Raw genomic sequence first — 16518 nt, forward strand, 5'->3', positions numbered from 1 at the left:
AAGGATAGGGGGTTTCGTCAATCTTCCTTTTTTAAACGCTTGATGAAGCTTGCATCAGGGGTAACGAATAACGTCTGTTGTTGGTCGTATGTGACAAATCCAGGCTTTGCTCCGGAAGGCTTTTTCACATGACGAATACGAGTATAGTCGACAGGGACCGAAGAGGACTTGCTCGACTTGCTGAAGTTTGCAGCAAGCTGTGCTGCTTCAAACAGAGTATCCTCACTTGGCTCTTCATCCCGGATGACTACGTGTGATCCGGGTATATCCTTCGCGTGCAGCCAAATATCCATTTTATTAGCCATACGGTTGGTTAAATACTCATTCTGTTTATTGTTTCTTCCTACGTAGATCAACGTTCCATCAGAAGATTGGAAACTCTCGGGCTTTGGTTTTTGGGGTTTGTTTTTGCGGTTCCCTTTGGAAGCGGGTTTCTTTTTCAGATACCCTTGTTCGCGCAGTTCTTCCCGGATTTCTTCAATATCTTCTTCTCTGGCCGTCTCGACTTGTTGAAGGAGACGGTCAAAATAAAGGATTTCGTCTTCTGCTTTTTTGATTTCTTTTTGGACGACTTCTTTCGATTTTTTCAACTTGCCGTACGTTTGGAAATAACTTTGGGCATTTTCACTCGGCGTCTTTTGAGGGTTGAGTTCAATCGTCATTTCTGCCTGATCGGGATCATAGTAATCGATGACGGTCACGGATTCATCGCCGGTTTTAACCATATGCATGTGGGCTGTCAAAAGCTCGCCGAGTTTTTGATACTCATCGGCTGACTCCGATTTTTTCATCGTCATTTCGTGCTTTTTAATTTTTCTGATGTTTTTATCCCGCTCGTTTTTTAGAAAGCGGTGGAGGTCACCGGCCTGTTGTTTGACCCGGTCCCGTTCGGCCTTACCGGAGTAGTAGTCATCCAGCATAGCACTTACGCTCGGGAAGCTTTCTACATCACCGGAGAATGCATGCAGTGGTATGACATAAAACTGTTCTTTTTCCGACCGGTGGATTTGAGGGTTGTATTGATGATTCAAAATGAGTTCACGGATCGTGCGGTAGGCTTCTTTAAGACCTTCTGCACCACCTAGACCTGCTCTGTGAACGATTTCCTTTGTCATCATTGGTGAAAAACCCATCACAATATTCAATATCTGTTTATCCATCTTACCGGCGTTAAAGTCCAGCTTTTTTATAAACGATTCCGGATCAAGATCGACTGGATTTATTTTTCCTTGTTCCGGTGGCAGTTTGTAGGGCTGTCCAGGCATGATTGTACGGTGACGATTCTGGGAAGGTGGCAGGTGTTTAATACTGTCGAGCATATGGCCCTCTTCCTCATCGACGAGAAGAATATTGGAGTGTTTTCCCATAACTTCGATGATCAAAGTCTTCATGGTTTCATCACCGACTTCGTTTCGGGTGCGGATATGGAACTTTACAATCCGTTCCATATCCACCTGTTCTACCCTTTCAATAAAACCACCGATCAAATGTTTTCTTAACAGCATACAAAGCATTGGAGGTTCTTTAGGGTTATGATATTGGTCGTCCGTCAGGTGGAATCTTGCATAGCTCGGATGGGCGGACAACAATAGCGTATGTTTAATCCGATTGGAGCGCACGGTAAATACCAGTTCTGTTTCTGTTGGTTGATAAATTTTCATAATTCGGCCGGACTGGATCGTTTCATTCAGTTCATTCGTGATCGCCCGGGTTACAATTCCGTCAAAAGACATCGTCTTCACCTCTCTACTCTAAAAAGTATAGCATGAGTAAAGGTTGATATTCTAAGATTTTTCATCTCCTGCTGGCAAAGATTCGCCTTATCGTTCCCCTTTTTGCTAAAATGGATGTTGAATTTATTTTACATACAGGTGATGATGCCATGATGAAAAGTATGACGGGATATGGGAAACAAACCATTAACTTTGACGACACGGTCATTCATGTAGAAGTCCGATCTGTGAACCATCGATTTCTTGACCTATCCACGAAGATTCCAGGGAATCTGCTGTTTTTGGAAGAGGAGATAAAAAATGTGGTGAAAGACCGATTGGATAGGGGCCGCGTCGATCTTTTTGTAACAATCGAAGGGGAGGAACTTTCAGCCAAGGAAATTGATGTGAATTGGGGAATTGTCGATCAATACATGACCCGCCTTCGTGATATTAAAAGCCGTTACCATTTGACTGGGGAAATTTCTATTGATATGGTAACCAGGTTAGACCATGTTTTTTCAGAGAAAGAAACGAAAAACGAGTCGGATGAAGTGAAAACGTCTCTCGTGAAAGCTGTGAATGAGGCTGTCGACCAGCTGACTGAGATGCGGCTGAATGAAGGAAGGAAATTGTACGAGGACCTTATGAAGCGCGTAGGGAATATTCGTACATGGCTCGATAGCCTTGAAGACCGAAGGCCCATCGTGGTTGAGGAATATAAAGAACGGGTCAAGGCCCGGGTGGAGGAGTATACGAAAACTCACATCCAACCCGATGAGAGCAGAATTCTTCAGGAAGTTGCTCTGCTTGCAGAAAAAGGGGACGTAACGGAGGAATTGACCCGTCTAGAGTCCCATACCGATCAATTTAAGAGAACATTGACCATGAATGAACCTATAGGCAGAAAACTCGATTTCATTATTCAGGAAATGCACCGTGAAGTGAACACCATCGGTTCAAAATCCACCGACGGACAAATGACAGAGATGGTTGTCCATGTGAAAAGCGAGATTGAAAAGGTTAAAGAACAAGTACAAAATATCGAATAACAATTGTGTTTATGCTTAGTTTTTTCATATAATAGAGATAGTCATAGTCATGGAAGTGATTGGTCAGAAGAAGGAGGAGTCAGTTTTGAGCTTGAAATTAATCAATATCGGTTTTGGAAACGTTGTATCAGCGAATCGCATCATATCCATTGTTTCGCCTGAATCCGCTCCGATCAAACGTATCATCACGGTTGCCCGTGACAATAATAAATTAGTAGATGCTACATATGGCCGCCGTACGCGTGCGGTCATTATTACAGATAGTGATCATGTCGTCCTTTCTGCCGTCCAGCCGGAAACGGTCGGCCAGCGTGTAATCAGTAACGACGAGATATCAGATGAAAATTAGGAGGACGTTTTGCAGTGATTGATCAGAAAGGTATTTTATTTATCCTATCCGGCCCTTCAGGTGTCGGTAAGGGAACGGTACGTAAAGCATTGTTTGAACAATCGACGGATTTGCGCTACTCCATATCGATGACTACACGTGATCCTCGTGAAGGTGAAGTGGATGGAATCGATTATTTCTTCAAGTCAAGAGATGAATTTGAGAAATTGATCAGCGAAGGTCAATTGATTGAACATGCTGAATATGTGGGAAACTATTATGGAACGCCCCGCCAATACGTTGAAAAGACGTTGAACGAAGGCAAGGATGTCTTTTTGGAAATTGAAGTGCAGGGAGCACTTAAAGTGAGGGAAAACTTTCCTGAAGGTGTTTTCGTATTCTTAATCCCACCATCCCTGGAAGAGTTGAAAGACAGAATTGTAAACCGCGGGACGGAGACGGAAGAAAAAGTCAAGAACCGCCTGAAAGCAGCAAAAGAAGAAATAGATATGATGGATGCGTATGATTATGTCGTCGTGAACGATCAGATTGACAACGCTGTAACGAAAGTGAAATCAATCGTTGCCAGTGAACACTGTAAACGTGAACGTGTCGCCCATCAATACAAAAAAGCATTGGAGGATGAATAATCATGATGTTAGAACCGTCCATTGATTCCCTACAGAAACAAATCAAATCCAAGTACACTCTTGTTACGCTATCTGCGCGAAGAGCGCGTGAATTAAAACAGGGGAGTGCACCGATGATCGATCACCCGACATCCCATCAACAAGTCGGCGTGGCGCTTGAGGAAATCCGTGATGGGAAATTGAATTTCATTGAAGCAGATGAAATCCAGGAACGAACAGAAACCACATAAAAGTACCAAAACGACGTAGGAAAAGCCGCGCTTCTTCATTGAATCAGCGCGGCTTTTCCTACGTGTTTTAGGGACAACATTTTTCAGTAAAGGGGTCTCTCAGATGTTGAATGGAAAAAAGATTGTCTTAGGAGTATCAGGTGGAATCGCCGCCTATAAAGCAGCGGCCTTGACCAGTAAGCTTGTGCAGGCAGGAGCTGTTGTGAAAGTCATCATGACAGAGAGTGCTCAACAATTCGTAGCACCAACGACCTTTCAGGCTTTGTCCAGACAGCCTGTTTATACCGATACCTTTGATGAACAAGATGCCACCCAAATTCAGCACATCGATGTTGCTGACTGGGCGGATCTCTTCTTAATTGCCCCAGCAACTGCTAATGTAATTGGAAAACTGGCAAATGGGCTGGCTGATGATATGCTTTCGACGACTTTACTTGCGACCGAAGCGCCTGTGTACATTGCACCGGCCATGAATGTCCATATGTACAGCCATCCTGCTGTTATGAAAAATTTAAAGCAGCTTGACGCCTGGGGGTTCCGTTTTATTGAACCTGGAGAAGGCTACCTTGCCTGTGGGTATGTAGGAAAAGGCCGTCTGGAGGAACCTGAATCCATAGTTGAAGTCCTTCGAAATGATAATCAGCGTCCACAACCGCTTAAGGGGAAAAATGTTCTCATAACGGCAGGCCCGACACGTGAGCAGATCGATCCTGTCCGATATTTCACAAATCCTTCGACCGGGAAAATGGGATATGCTTTAGCTGAAAAAGCTAAACAATTGGGAGCTAAGGTCACACTCATCTCAGGCCGGGTAGCTCTCGATCCTCCATCTGGAGTGACTGTCATATCCATTACGACGGCCCAGGAGATGTATGACGAGGTTCTGAAACTATATTCTGAACAGGACCTGGTTATCAAGTCTGCGGCAGTCGCTGATTATCGTCCGAAGATTACGTACCATCAAAAAATGAAGAAGAAGCCAGGGGACTATGTCGTGGAGATGGAGCGGACGGAAGATATCCTTATGGAGCTTGGAGAACGGAAAGAACATCAATACTTAGTTGGTTTTGCTGCAGAAACGACCGATGTGGAACGGTATGGCAGGCAGAAGCTGAACAAAAAGAATCTTGATGCCATCGTCATCAACAATGTATCCGAAGAAGGATCAGGATTCGGAACGGATACGAACGCTTCTCTCTTTATAACTAGAAAAGGGAAAGAAGTGACGTATCCTCTGATGGGCAAAGACGAGCTTGCTGAAAACATTCTCATGGAGGCCAGTAGTGAGATGGAGAGTGAATTCTCTTGATAGCAAACGTTATTGTCGATGTACCCTCCCAAAATACGAATCGTCCTTTCGATTATGAAATACCTGAAAAATTCGAAGGAATCGTTCAGCCCGGGGTCCGTGTCATTGTTCCGTTCGGCCCACGCAAAATCCTAGGGTATGTCGTTGCTCTATCAGAAACTAGTTCGTTTAGTTCCGTCAAAAAAATCACAGATGTTCTGGATGTGATACCGACATTGACTGAAGAACTGCTGCAGTTAGGGAAATGGTTATCGAAAAATACCTTGAGCTATTATATATCCTGTCTCCAAGTCATGTTGCCGCAAGTGATGAAGGCAAAATACCGGAAAGAACTGTGGAAGCTGACGGACGAACCCGTGAATCCTGAGCTTGATCGATTGTTCGATGGGCGAGCGGTCGTAGACTTTGAAGAATTCGAACAGTCAGGGATTGGCTATCATACATTGAGAAAGCACATGGATGATGGAGAAGTGGATGTCCATTATGAAGTGAAGAGTCGGGAAACGAAGAAAACGAGAGCGATGATCGCACCATCTTTAACTCCGATCGAGCTCGAAGAAAAGCTCGAAGACCTTTCTCCTCAAGCAAAAAAACAGAAGACCATCATCGAATTTTTTTTGGAGCAGCCGGAACCGGTGGAGAAAAAGAGACTTTTGGCAGCATTATCGACGACAGCCGCTTCTTTGAAGCCGCTTCTTGATCAGGGATTACTCCGTGAATTCAAACAGGAGGTGTTCCGGGATCCATACGGCGACAGGGACTTCGAACGGACACAACCATTTCCGTTGACGGAAGAACAGGATACAGCCATCCGGCCGATTTTAAAAACGATTGAAGGTAAAGCCCATGAGGTGTTCCTTCTTCATGGCGTGACTGGAAGCGGGAAGACGGAAGTCTATCTGCAATCCATCCAGGAAGTGATTGGAAAAGGTGAAGAAGCTATTATGCTCGTGCCGGAAATCGCGCTGACACCTCAAATGGTCGAGAGGTTCAAAGGAAGGTTCGGTTCAAAAGTGGCTGTCCTGCACAGTGCTTTATCCGCTGGGGAAAAATATGATGAGTGGAGAAAAATCCAACGCCGGGAAGTCCAAGTTGTTGTAGGGGCAAGGTCGGCGATTTTTGCCCCGTTTACCAATATCGGTTTAATCATCATTGATGAAGAACATGAGACGAGCTATAAACAAGAAGACCGGACACGTTACCATGCAAGGGATGTGGCCATTGAACGTGGGAAGACCCATCAATGCCCGGTCGTTTTAGGCAGTGCGACCCCGGCTCTTGAGAGTTATGCACGGGCAGTCAAGGGCAATTATCATTTGTTGACCATGAAAAAACGAATGAATGAATCGGTGATGCCGGCTGTTGACTTGATTGATATGCGGGATGAACTTCACAGTGGAAACCGTTCGATGTTCTCGATTGCGTTGAAAGAAAAAATAGAAGAGCGCATATCCCGGGGAGAGCAGGTTGTTCTATTCCTGAACAGGAGAGGATATTCGACCTTTGTCATGTGCAGGGACTGCGGTCATGTCAGCGAGTGTCCGCATTGTGACATTGCCCTTACGTATCATAAAAAGCAGAATCGTTTGAAGTGTCATTACTGTTCTCACGAAGAGCCTATGCCAGCGGAGTGTCCAGAGTGTGAAAGCAAGACGATCCGGTATTTCGGGACAGGCACTCAAAAAGTAGAAGAAGCACTTCAGGACTTGATCCCTGAAGCAAGGGTCATTCGTATGGACGTCGATACGACAAGAAGAAAAGGCGCCCATGAACGGTTGCTAAAAAAATTCGGGGACGGGCAGGCGGATATCTTATTAGGGACACAGATGATTGCCAAAGGATTGGATTTTGGTAATGTAACGCTCGTTGGGGTGCTGGCGGCAGACGCCTTATTGAATCTTCCGGATTTCCGTGCTTCTGAAAAAACGTTCCAATTGCTCACCCAAGTAAGTGGCCGAGCCGGACGGCACGAAAAAGAAGGAGAAGTTGTCGTTCAAACGTATACACCGGAGCATTATAGCATCGAGCTTGCCAGCCAGTACGATTACGAGCAGTTTTTCCAGGAGGAAATGAAGTTGAGGAAAGCGTTCCGCTATCCTCCTTATTTCTTTTTGACCTTATTTACCATTTCCCATCCGAACCAGCTGAAAGTTCAGGAAGTGACTCAGAAAATTACGATGTTCATGGAGCAGAAGCTCTCGGAGCAATCCTATGTTCTTGGTCCTACTCCTTCTGCGCTCACCAGGATCAATAATAGATATCGGTATCAATGCATGATAAAATACAAGAAGGAACCTGAGCAGCGAAAGTTCGTTGAGCGGATATTGCATTATTATGAAGATGAAATGAAACAAGAAAATGGTTTGCAGATTACGGTGGATTTCCAACCGTATCAGTTGATGTAAGCAAGAAGGGAGCAACAAAGTCATGACACGAATCGCATTTATGGGGACACCGGATTTCGCCGTACCTGTCCTTGACCGCATCATTGAAGAGGGGTATGAGGTGGTCCTCGTGATCACACAACCGGACCGTCCGAAAGGGAGAAAGAAAACGATGACGGCTCCCCCTGTTAAAGTAGCGGCGGAAAAACACGGGATTCCAGTATTCCAACCAGAAAAAATCAAAGAACAATATGAGGAAGTCCTTGCTTACGAACCTGATTTGATTATCACAGCTGCTTTTGGGCAGATTTTACCAGAATCTCTCCTGAAGGTCCCGGAACATGGATGTATTAATGTCCATGCCTCCTTACTGCCCGAGTACCGAGGCGGGGCACCGATTCACTATAGCATCCTTGATGGAAAGAAAGAAACAGGAGTAACCATCATGTACATGGTCAAACGACTAGACGCGGGAGATATGCTTTCAAAAGTTACCGTCCCGATCGAAGACAGCGATCATGTGGGGACCCTCCACGATAAACTATCCGTGGCCGGAGCGGATCTGCTCGCAGACACTCTTCCTAAATTATTGAAGGGAGAAATCAATCCTGAAGAGCAGGATGAATCTAAAGTCACGTTCGCTTCAAACATCAAACGGGAACAAGAGCTGATCGAATGGACCAGGGATCAGCAGACCGTTTACAATCACGTGCGCGGTCTACATCCATGGCCTGTGGCTTATACTTACTGGAAAGGGAAGCCGATGAAAATCTGGTGGATTGAGAAAGTGGATGCGACATTTGAAGAAACAGCTGGAACCGTCGTCCAACTGGATGAAGACGGGTTTCTTGTCACGACAGGTGATCAAAAAGCGGTTAAGGTCGTTTCCCTTCAACCATCTGGTAAGAAGAAAATGGACGGGCAGGCGTTCATTAATGGCGCTGGTCAATCTCTCAAAGTCGGCGATCGTCTAGGTGAAAACCATGAGTAAATATGTTTTAAGGGAGACCGCCCTTGATCTTCTCACCCGGATCGGGGAACAGGGCGGGTTCAGCCATGTCTTATTAGACAGGGAAATATCAAAACAAACCCTTTCCCGTCAGGATGGGGCACTTCTTACGGAAATCGTTTATGGAACTCTTCAACGCCGAGACTATATTCACTATTCGATAGAGCCTTACATTGCAAAGCAAAAGAAAATAAAGCCATGGGTACGGTGGCTGTTGTATATGTCTGTGTATCAAATGATTTTTCTTGAGCGGGTACCGGATCATGCGATCATTCATGAAGCAGTGGAAATATCGAAGAAACGCGGGCACAAAGGAATTTCATCCTTCATGAACGGTGTGCTGCGAAATGTCCAGCGCAAAGGAGTACAGAGTCTGGACAAGATTGAAGTCCCTGTAGATAAACTTGCCATCGAAACAAGCCATCCACGGTGGCTGGTCAATCGCTGGGTCGACCAGTATGGGGTTGAAACAACCAGAGCGATGTGTACAGCAAATAACCAGCATCTTCCAATGTCTTTGCGTGTCCAGCCGATCAGGATATCACGAATGGAAGCCATGGAAGAGCTTCGGCAGGATGGTTTCAAAGTGGAGGAAAGTATCTTCTCTCCACAGGGTTTTATCGTGCTTGAAGGCGCCATCCTTTCCCACCGACTATTTACAGAGGGGTACGTAACGGTCCAGGACCAGAGTTCCATGCTCGTAGCGGAAATGATGGATCTTGAAAAAGGGTTTACTGTCTTAGACGCCTGCAGTGCCCCGGGAGGAAAAACGACGCATATTGCCGAGAAGATGGAAGACCAGGGTGACATCATTGCATACGATCTGCATGAGAAAAAAGCCAAGCTTGTAAGCAGGAAGGCTGAGCAGTTGAAGCTTACATCAATATCAGCGTTTCAGGCAGATTCACGGGATTTAGGAGAAAAGCATACCCCGGGAACTTTTGACCGTATTCTCTTGGATGCTCCATGTTCAGGTCTAGGAGTATTGAGAGGCAAACCGGATATTAAATATCATAAAAACGAAGCTGATATTTATTCCCTGCGAAAAATCCAGGATGACCTTTTGAAAGAGGTTGCTCCATTATTAAAACCAGGTGGAAAGCTTGTTTATAGTACGTGTACGGTCGACCGCCATGAGAATGAGGAAGCCGTCCAACAGTTTTTAGTAGAAAATCCGGACTTTGAAGTGGACGCTGAGTTTTTTGAAGAACTGCCGGAGCATCTTCAAAACTCCAGGGGTAACTCAGAAACAGGCCTCCAGATTTTCCCGCAGGAATGGGATACAGATGGATTTTTCTTAACGCGTTTGAAGAAAAAATAAAGAGTGTCGGCTAAATAAAGAGTGAGGCAGGGATCAAAAGACTCTTGATTCCTGCAGGCATTCTTTGACATACAAACCCAAGTATGGACTATGGGATAACGATGAGGCAGGTGAGACCATGATAGGTTATTTTGAGACAGATCAGGGGAAAGTCAGGATCCATAATGAAGATTCCGGAGGGGTTTTCAGAAACGAATCAGGCCAGTTACTCGCCATCGTCGCCGACGGAATGGGAGGTCATCAGGCAGGAGATGTAGCCAGTCAGATGACCACTTCCCATTTACATAAAAAGTGGACCGAATCCAAGTTTATCGAGACGCCTGATGAAGCAGAAAAATGGATCAAAGAAGCCGTTCGGTCAGCGAATGATGAAATCAAAACCTATTCCAATGAACATGAAGAATGTGCAGGGATGGGGACGACAGTCGTTGTTGCACTCTGTACAGAGGAATTTGCAAGCATCGGTCATATTGGAGACAGTCGCTGCTATTTCGCAAACTCTTACGGGTTCAAAGTTGTCACGGAAGATCATTCTCTCGTCAACGAACTCGTACGCTCTGGACAGATTACGGAAGAACAGGCCGAACATCATCCACGGAAAAATGTATTGTTGAAAGCTCTCGGTACAGAATTTGATTTGACGGCTGATGTTAAGACGATGGAGTTTGAAGAAAATGACCGCCTTCTTCTTTGTACAGATGGTTTAACCAATAAAATCAATGATGAAGAATTGAGCGAGCTGGAATCGTTTGATGGAGAGTGGTCTTCTTTTGCTAAACAGATGATTGCTCTTGCCAATGAACGCGGAGGGGAAGATAATATCACCCTGGCCATTGTGCATCATCGTCCTTCTTCTAATGAGAAAGAAGGTGCGGAATAATGTTGAATAACCGTCTCCTTAATGACCGTTATCGTGTACAAGAGATGATCGGCGGTGGCGGTATGGCGAATGTTTATCTGGCTCATGACACGATTCTGGACAGAGACGTCGCCATTAAGGTTCTGCGGCTGGAACATGGAAATGATGAAGAATTCATTGCCAGATTCCATAGGGAAGCTCAATCGGCAACCAGCCTGTCCCACCCCAATATCGTAAATATTTACGATGTTGGAGAAGAGGAAGAGATTTATTTTATGGTCATGGAATACGTTGATGGCATGACCTTGAAGCAGTATATTCAACAGCACAGTCCCATCGATGTATCTGAAGCCGTGGATATCATGAAGCAGGTCGCCTCGGCCATAGCCCATGCCCATGATAATGGAATCGTCCATAGAGATATTAAACCGCAAAATATTTTGATCGATCATTATGGTCACGTGAAAGTGACTGATTTCGGGATTGCTATGGCGCTTAGTGCGACCGCCTTAACCCAGACGAATTCTGTCCTTGGTTCTGTTCATTACTTATCTCCCGAGCAAGCCCGCGGCGGGATGGCTACTAAGAAATCTGATGTTTATTCTCTGGGGATCGTTTTTTTCGAGTTACTTACAGGCAGACTCCCTTTTTCTGGGGAATCTCCGGTTTCGATAGCTTTGAAACATCTCCAGCATGACACACCCTCTTTGAAGAGATGGAACGCTGACCTCCCTCAAAGTGTAGAAAATATCGTATTGAAGTCAACAGCAAAAGATCCGTTTCATCGATACGAATCCGTATTGGAAATGGAGCAGGATATTGAAACTTCGCTGGAACCTTATCGTGCGGATGAACCGGCTTTCACTTTGCCTGATGATGGTGATGATGAAAAAACAAAAGCGATTCCTGTCATCACCAATGATGCGTATGGCGATTCTCCGAATGAAGATACGATCATTAATACGAGTGACCATAAACCTGTAAACACAATCCCTGCTTCTTCAACAAAAGAAGTGACCACCCCGGAAGAAGGGGTAAAGGCGGAGAAGAAAAAAACGAAGAAAAAACGAAAGAAATGGCCGTGGATTCTCACCATCCTTCTTCTATTATTAATTGGAGCGGCTGTTGCCCTGTTTACGATTCCTGGCATTATCCAGCCGGCAGATGTGGAAATCCCTGATCTTGCTGGTGAAGAGTATGAAACAGCCTATAGTGAACTCAGTGATTTGAACCTTGCAGTAAAAAGAGAAACACGTTTCTCTGAGGACGTGGAAGAAGGTGATGTCATTGAAACGGATCCTGAAGCTGGTATGACGGTTAAAGAAGAATCAGAAGTAACCGTCTATATAAGCAATGGTAAAGAACGGATGGATTTTCCGGATTATACAGGTCAGGATTTTGAACGTGTTCAGAAGGAATTGGAAAGTAAAGGGTATAGTGAGGTTGATTCGATCACCCAGACAAGTGAAGAGCACCCTGAAGGGGAGATCATCGCTCATGTCAGCCCAAGTCCGGGTACAAGTGTGATTCCCGATGAAACGACCGTCACCTTTCGTGTCAGTTCCGGCGTCCCTACTGTCGATTTGGCTAGTCTCGTCGATGCGAGTGAAGAATTTGCCGTGACCTACCTCGAGAGAAACAATTTGAACGTTGAAGTGGCCCGTCAACATTCGGAGGATGTAAGAGAAGGCTATGTGATCAGTCAGGACCCTGATTCTTCAACAGAAGTCGAACAGGGATCCACGGTGAATTTAATCATTTCCGAAGGACCAGAGCCAAAGCCTCCAAGGGATGAATCAATTCAGGTTGAGGTGCCGTATGAGCCATCGGAAGAAAGTGGCGAAGGCGAGGAACAGGCACCCGAAGGGCAAGAGGTATTAATTTTTGTGAGTGATGCCAACCGGGATGGAAATACCCCGGTCATCAGTGAAACGATTACGGAGACGAAGACTTATGATCTTACTCTCACCATTGAGCCTGGAGAGACAGCTACGTATAGGGTGCAAAGGGCCGGTGAAATTATTGATGAAGGTGAAGTATCGTATTAAGAGGTGAAAAAATGGCAGTAGGAAAAATAATTAAATCATTGAGCGGCTTTTATTACGTTCTTTGTGATGGAGAGGTTTATCAGTGCCGGGGACGGGGAAACTTCCGGAAGAAGAAAGTGACCCCTCTGGTGGGTGATATTGTAGAATTCAAAGCTGAAAATAAAGATGAAGGCTACATTTTATCCATTGATAACAGGAAAAATGAATTGGTCAGACCGCCGATTGCCAATGTTGATCAGGCATTAATCGTAACCTCTGCCGTTCATCCGGATTTTAATGCTTTATTGCTGGATCGTTTCCTCGTCCTCGTGGAAGAAAAGCGAATTGAGCCTTTCATCGTCATTTCCAAGGTTGATCAATTGGACGAAGAACAAATGAAGGTGATGGAGAGTTACAAGACATTATATGAGAAGATAGGCTATCCAGTTATTCTTTCTGCTGTCGATGATACAGAATCCATGGATCAAATCCAATCCCACCTTGCCGGCCGTACAACAGTAATCGCCGGCCAATCCGGGGTTGGTAAGTCATCCCTGTTGAATTCCATCGATCCACGACTCGCGATCGATACCGATGAAATCAGTGAGAGTCTGGGCAGAGGCAAACATACAACCCGACACGTTGAACTTTACGAAATCGCAAACGGTCTGGTTGCTGATACTCCGGGCTTCAGTTCACTAGAGTTCGGAGAATTGGAACTTGATCAACTGCCTGAATGTTTTCCTGAGTTCGTAGACGTACAAAATGGATGCAAATTCAGAGGTTGTCTACACAATAAAGAACCTAAATGTGCCGTTAAATCAGCGGTTGATGCTGGAGAAATATCCAGCAAGCGTCATGAACATTACTTGCAGTTCTTACAAGAAATACAGAATAGAAAGCCGAGGTATTAGTTATGACTAAAATTGCACCATCCATACTAGCTTCCGATTTCTCTAAATTAGGAGAAGAGATCAAGGATGTAGAACGTGGAGGAGCGGACTATATTCATGTCGATGTTATGGACGGTCATTTTGTCCCTAACCTTACAATCGGTCCCTTGATCGTCGACCATATCCGTCCCGTGACGGAACTAACGCTGGACGTTCATTTGATGATTGAAAACCCGGACCAGTATATAGAAGCCTTTGCAAAAGCGGGTGCCGATATTATTACTGTCCATCAGGAAGCTTGTCCTCATCTCCACCGGACGATTCAGTTGATCAAAAGCCATGGTGTGAAAGCTGGTGTTGTAATCAACCCCGCTACGCCTGCTTCAACAATTCGCCCCATTCTTCAGGATATCGACCTTGTTTTGTTAATGACGGTAAACCCAGGTTTCGGTGGTCAGTCATTTATTCAATCTGTCGTCCCTAAAATAGAGCAGATCTCCCAATGGCGGGAGGAAGAAGGATTGTCCTTTGAAATTGAGATTGATGGAGGGGTGAATACGGAAACGGGACCAATCTGTACGGCAGCAGGAGCGGATGTCCTCGTAGCCGGAAGTGCCGTCTTCGGTCAAGAAGACCGGAAAAAAGCTATTGAAGCCATTAGACATTCATCATCATGAGAAAAAGCTCAAAGGATTTCTTAGAGTGACCTAATAAAATGAGACTTAATAAAACACCTTCAAAGTTGTAATACTACTTACACTTGGAGGTGTTTTTCTTATGGGTAAAAAAATTCATTATCCAAAAGAAGTTAAGAAGAAAGTTGTTCAATTAAAGTTAGAGGGAAACCATTCAAACCAGGAGTTGATGGATATGTTTGGAATTAAGAATAAGTCTCAAATTAAAACTTGGATGAAATGGTTTAGAAACGGGGAGAACCACCGTTTCGCTCAACCTATAGGAAAACAATATTCGAATGGGTTAGGTCCGAAAGATGAGAATGAAGTTACGTTGTTGAAGAAGAAAGTTGCTTATTATGAAATGAGAGAGGAATTGTTGGGAAAATATCAGGAAATCGAAAGGAAGTGGTTCCAGAAGTATTCATCCAAGTCGTAGAAGCTTTTAAGCATAAGTACAAGATCAAAGCTATTTGCGAGTGTTTCGGTGTAGCTAAAGCCACCTATTATCGTTGGCGGGGAAAGGAATGGGGACCAACGGTGTTAGAGAAAAAGATCATTGAGACTTGTGAAGGTTTAAAGTTTCGAATAGGTCACCGTATGGTCCGAGATCTTTTACGTAAAGAACATCAAATAAAGGTGAATCGAAACACGGTTCAAAGAATTATGCAGAAATATCATGTTCAATGTCGTGTGAAACCGAAGAGACAGTCTTATATTGCCGGGGAAAGCAAGATTGTTGTACCCAATTATTTAGAACGAAATTTTGATGCTACTAAACCTAATGAAAAGTGGGTGACAGATATTACCTACCTTCCTTATGGAGAGAAGATGTTATATTTATCAACGATTATGGACTTGTACAATAATGAAATTCTCGCTTATTCCATTAGTGACAATCAAGAGAAATCATTAGTATTGGATACGTTGAAGAAAGCTTGCGAAGGACGTGATGTGTATGAAGTGATCCTTCATAGTGATCAAGGGTCACAGTACACGTCTTATGAATTTCAGGAAGAGACTAAAAAAAGAGGCATTATCACAAGCATGTCCCGGCGGGGAAACTGCTTTGATAATGCCGTCATCGAATCCTTCCACTCCATATTAAAATCGGAAGAATTCAACCCTCTAGATCGAGGGAAGTTAGATAACCATACAGTACGTGAAAAAGTAGAAACGTACATGTATTACTACAATTATTGTCGACCATTTAAAAAACTAAACTGCCAAACTCCAATTGAATTCAGAGTAATGGCAGCCTAGGTGTTTTATTGAGTCTTATTTAACTGTGTCACTCCATTCTATTCCTTTGAGCTTTTTTTGCATGGGTTGAGTTTACGATAGAACATAAAGCTAAGTACATTGCATCATGTAAAGCGTGACAAAAGGAAGGGTGTGGTATTAATGAGGAAAGTGATTGTGGTCGGCGGCGGGCCGAAAGAGTATATTCCGGATTTAAAGGCATATGCGGGTAAAGAGTGCCTTTGGATTGGAGCGGATCAAGGCGCGGAAATCCTCATCGAGCATGGTTTGAGTCCGGATCTGGCTGTAGGAGATTTTGATTCTGTGTCTGAACAGTCTCTCTCTGAAATCAAAAAAATGTCCAGACACGTAAAGGTTTATCCGGATGAGAAGGATGAGACTGACTTGGAGTTAGCTATCAATGAAGCACTGCTTTTGAATCCGGAGCATATCCTATTGTTCGGTGTGACAGGCGGACGGATAGATCATTCTCAGGCGAACATGCAGCTTTTGTATCCACTAATGCATAAAAACGTAAAAAGTACGATCATCGATCGACAGAATCAGGTGGAATTAGTAACTGCTGGTCATCATAAGATGGAGAGAGATGAACACTATCCTTATATTTCTTTTCTGCCTGTAACGCTTGAAGTGAAGGAATTGACGCTGAATGGATTTTATTATCCATTGGACCATGCCTATCTTCCTTTCGGTTCCACCTTGTGCATATCGAACCGACTGATTGAAGATACCGGTACTTTTTCATTTGAGTCAGGCATACTCTTAGTAATAAGAAGTACAGACTTGCCTAATGGGTGAAAAGGGAGT

The 16518-nt window shown here is 44.4% G+C and carries 15 protein-coding genes; 14 read left to right on the forward strand and 1 reads right to left on the reverse strand.

Annotation, left to right across the window (positions count from 1 at the left end; all coding sequences use genetic code 11):
* Positions 1–17: 17 nt before the first annotated feature.
* Positions 18–1733 (reverse strand): Rqc2 family fibronectin-binding protein, encoded by a 1716-nt coding sequence (locus ACXADE_RS08920; RefSeq protein WP_474980128.1) that lies wholly within the window; start codon positions 1731–1733, stop codon positions 18–20.
* A gap of 149 nt (positions 1734–1882) precedes the next feature.
* Here ACXADE_RS08920 and ACXADE_RS08925 point away from each other — a divergent pair, with 149 nt between their 5' ends.
* From ACXADE_RS08925 to ACXADE_RS08990, 14 genes are all read left to right on the forward strand, one after another.
* Positions 1883–2764 carry a YicC/YloC family endoribonuclease gene (locus ACXADE_RS08925; protein ID WP_474980129.1) on the forward strand — a complete coding sequence of 294 codons (882 nt, stop codon included), beginning with the start codon at positions 1883–1885 and terminating at the stop codon, positions 2762–2764.
* Between the two features lie 85 nt (positions 2765–2849).
* On the forward strand, positions 2850–3113 hold the full coding sequence (gene remA / locus ACXADE_RS08930) for an extracellular matrix/biofilm regulator RemA (RefSeq protein WP_027954142.1): 264 nt from the start codon (positions 2850–2852) through the stop codon (positions 3111–3113).
* 14 nt (positions 3114–3127) lie between these two features.
* The gene (gene gmk / locus ACXADE_RS08935) at positions 3128–3742 is read left to right on the forward strand and encodes a guanylate kinase (protein ID WP_474980130.1); all 615 of its coding nucleotides are present in this window, start codon (positions 3128–3130) and stop codon (positions 3740–3742) included.
* A 2-nt stretch (positions 3743–3744) separates the two neighbouring features.
* Entirely contained in the window at positions 3745–3972 is a 228-nt protein-coding gene (gene rpoZ, locus ACXADE_RS08940) for a DNA-directed RNA polymerase subunit omega (RefSeq protein WP_474980131.1), read from the forward strand.
* 103 nt (positions 3973–4075) lie between these two features.
* Positions 4076–5281 (forward strand): bifunctional phosphopantothenoylcysteine decarboxylase/phosphopantothenate--cysteine ligase CoaBC, encoded by a 1206-nt coding sequence (gene coaBC / locus ACXADE_RS08945; RefSeq protein ID WP_474980132.1) that lies wholly within the window; start codon positions 4076–4078, stop codon positions 5279–5281.
* On the forward strand, positions 5278–7686 hold the full coding sequence (gene priA / locus ACXADE_RS08950; RefSeq protein ID WP_474980133.1) for a primosomal protein N': 2409 nt from the start codon (positions 5278–5280) through the stop codon (positions 7684–7686). Before coaBC ends, priA begins: the two co-directional genes overlap by 4 nt.
* Positions 7687–7708: 22 nt before the next feature.
* Positions 7709–8656, forward strand: coding sequence for a methionyl-tRNA formyltransferase (fmt, locus tag ACXADE_RS08955; RefSeq protein ID WP_474980134.1), 948 nt, complete (start codon positions 7709–7711; stop codon positions 8654–8656).
* The gene (gene rsmB, locus ACXADE_RS08960) at positions 8649–9995 is read left to right on the forward strand and encodes a 16S rRNA (cytosine(967)-C(5))-methyltransferase RsmB (RefSeq protein WP_474980135.1); all 1347 of its coding nucleotides are present in this window, start codon (positions 8649–8651) and stop codon (positions 9993–9995) included. Before fmt ends, rsmB begins: the two co-directional genes overlap by 8 nt.
* A gap of 118 nt (positions 9996–10113) precedes the next feature.
* On the forward strand, positions 10114–10875 hold the full coding sequence (locus ACXADE_RS08965; protein WP_474980136.1) for a Stp1/IreP family PP2C-type Ser/Thr phosphatase: 762 nt from the start codon (positions 10114–10116) through the stop codon (positions 10873–10875).
* On the forward strand, positions 10875–12902 hold the full coding sequence (gene pknB, locus ACXADE_RS08970) for a Stk1 family PASTA domain-containing Ser/Thr kinase (protein WP_474980137.1): 2028 nt from the start codon (positions 10875–10877) through the stop codon (positions 12900–12902). The genes ACXADE_RS08965 and pknB overlap by 1 nt, the downstream gene beginning before the upstream one ends.
* 11 nt (positions 12903–12913) lie before the next feature.
* Entirely contained in the window at positions 12914–13795 is an 882-nt protein-coding gene (rsgA, locus tag ACXADE_RS08975) for a ribosome small subunit-dependent GTPase A (protein WP_474980138.1), read from the forward strand.
* 2 nt (positions 13796–13797) lie between these two features.
* On the forward strand, positions 13798–14451 hold the full coding sequence (gene rpe / locus ACXADE_RS08980) for a ribulose-phosphate 3-epimerase (RefSeq protein WP_474980139.1): 654 nt from the start codon (positions 13798–13800) through the stop codon (positions 14449–14451).
* 100 nt (positions 14452–14551) lie between these two features.
* Positions 14552–15711, forward strand: a protein-coding gene (locus ACXADE_RS08985) for an IS3 family transposase (protein ID WP_474980140.1) whose coding sequence is annotated in 2 segments (ribosomal slippage) — positions 14552–14831 and positions 14831–15711 — 1161 coding nt in all. Because the reading frame shifts where the segments join, the coding sequence is not laid out codon by codon here.
* Between the two features lie 141 nt (positions 15712–15852).
* Positions 15853–16509, forward strand: coding sequence for a thiamine diphosphokinase (locus tag ACXADE_RS08990; protein ID WP_474980141.1), 657 nt, complete (start codon positions 15853–15855; stop codon positions 16507–16509).
* The last annotated feature ends 9 nt before the right edge of the window (positions 16510–16518 follow it).

The sequence above is a fragment of the Halobacillus sp. ABR2_026 genome (assembly GCF_056158545.1).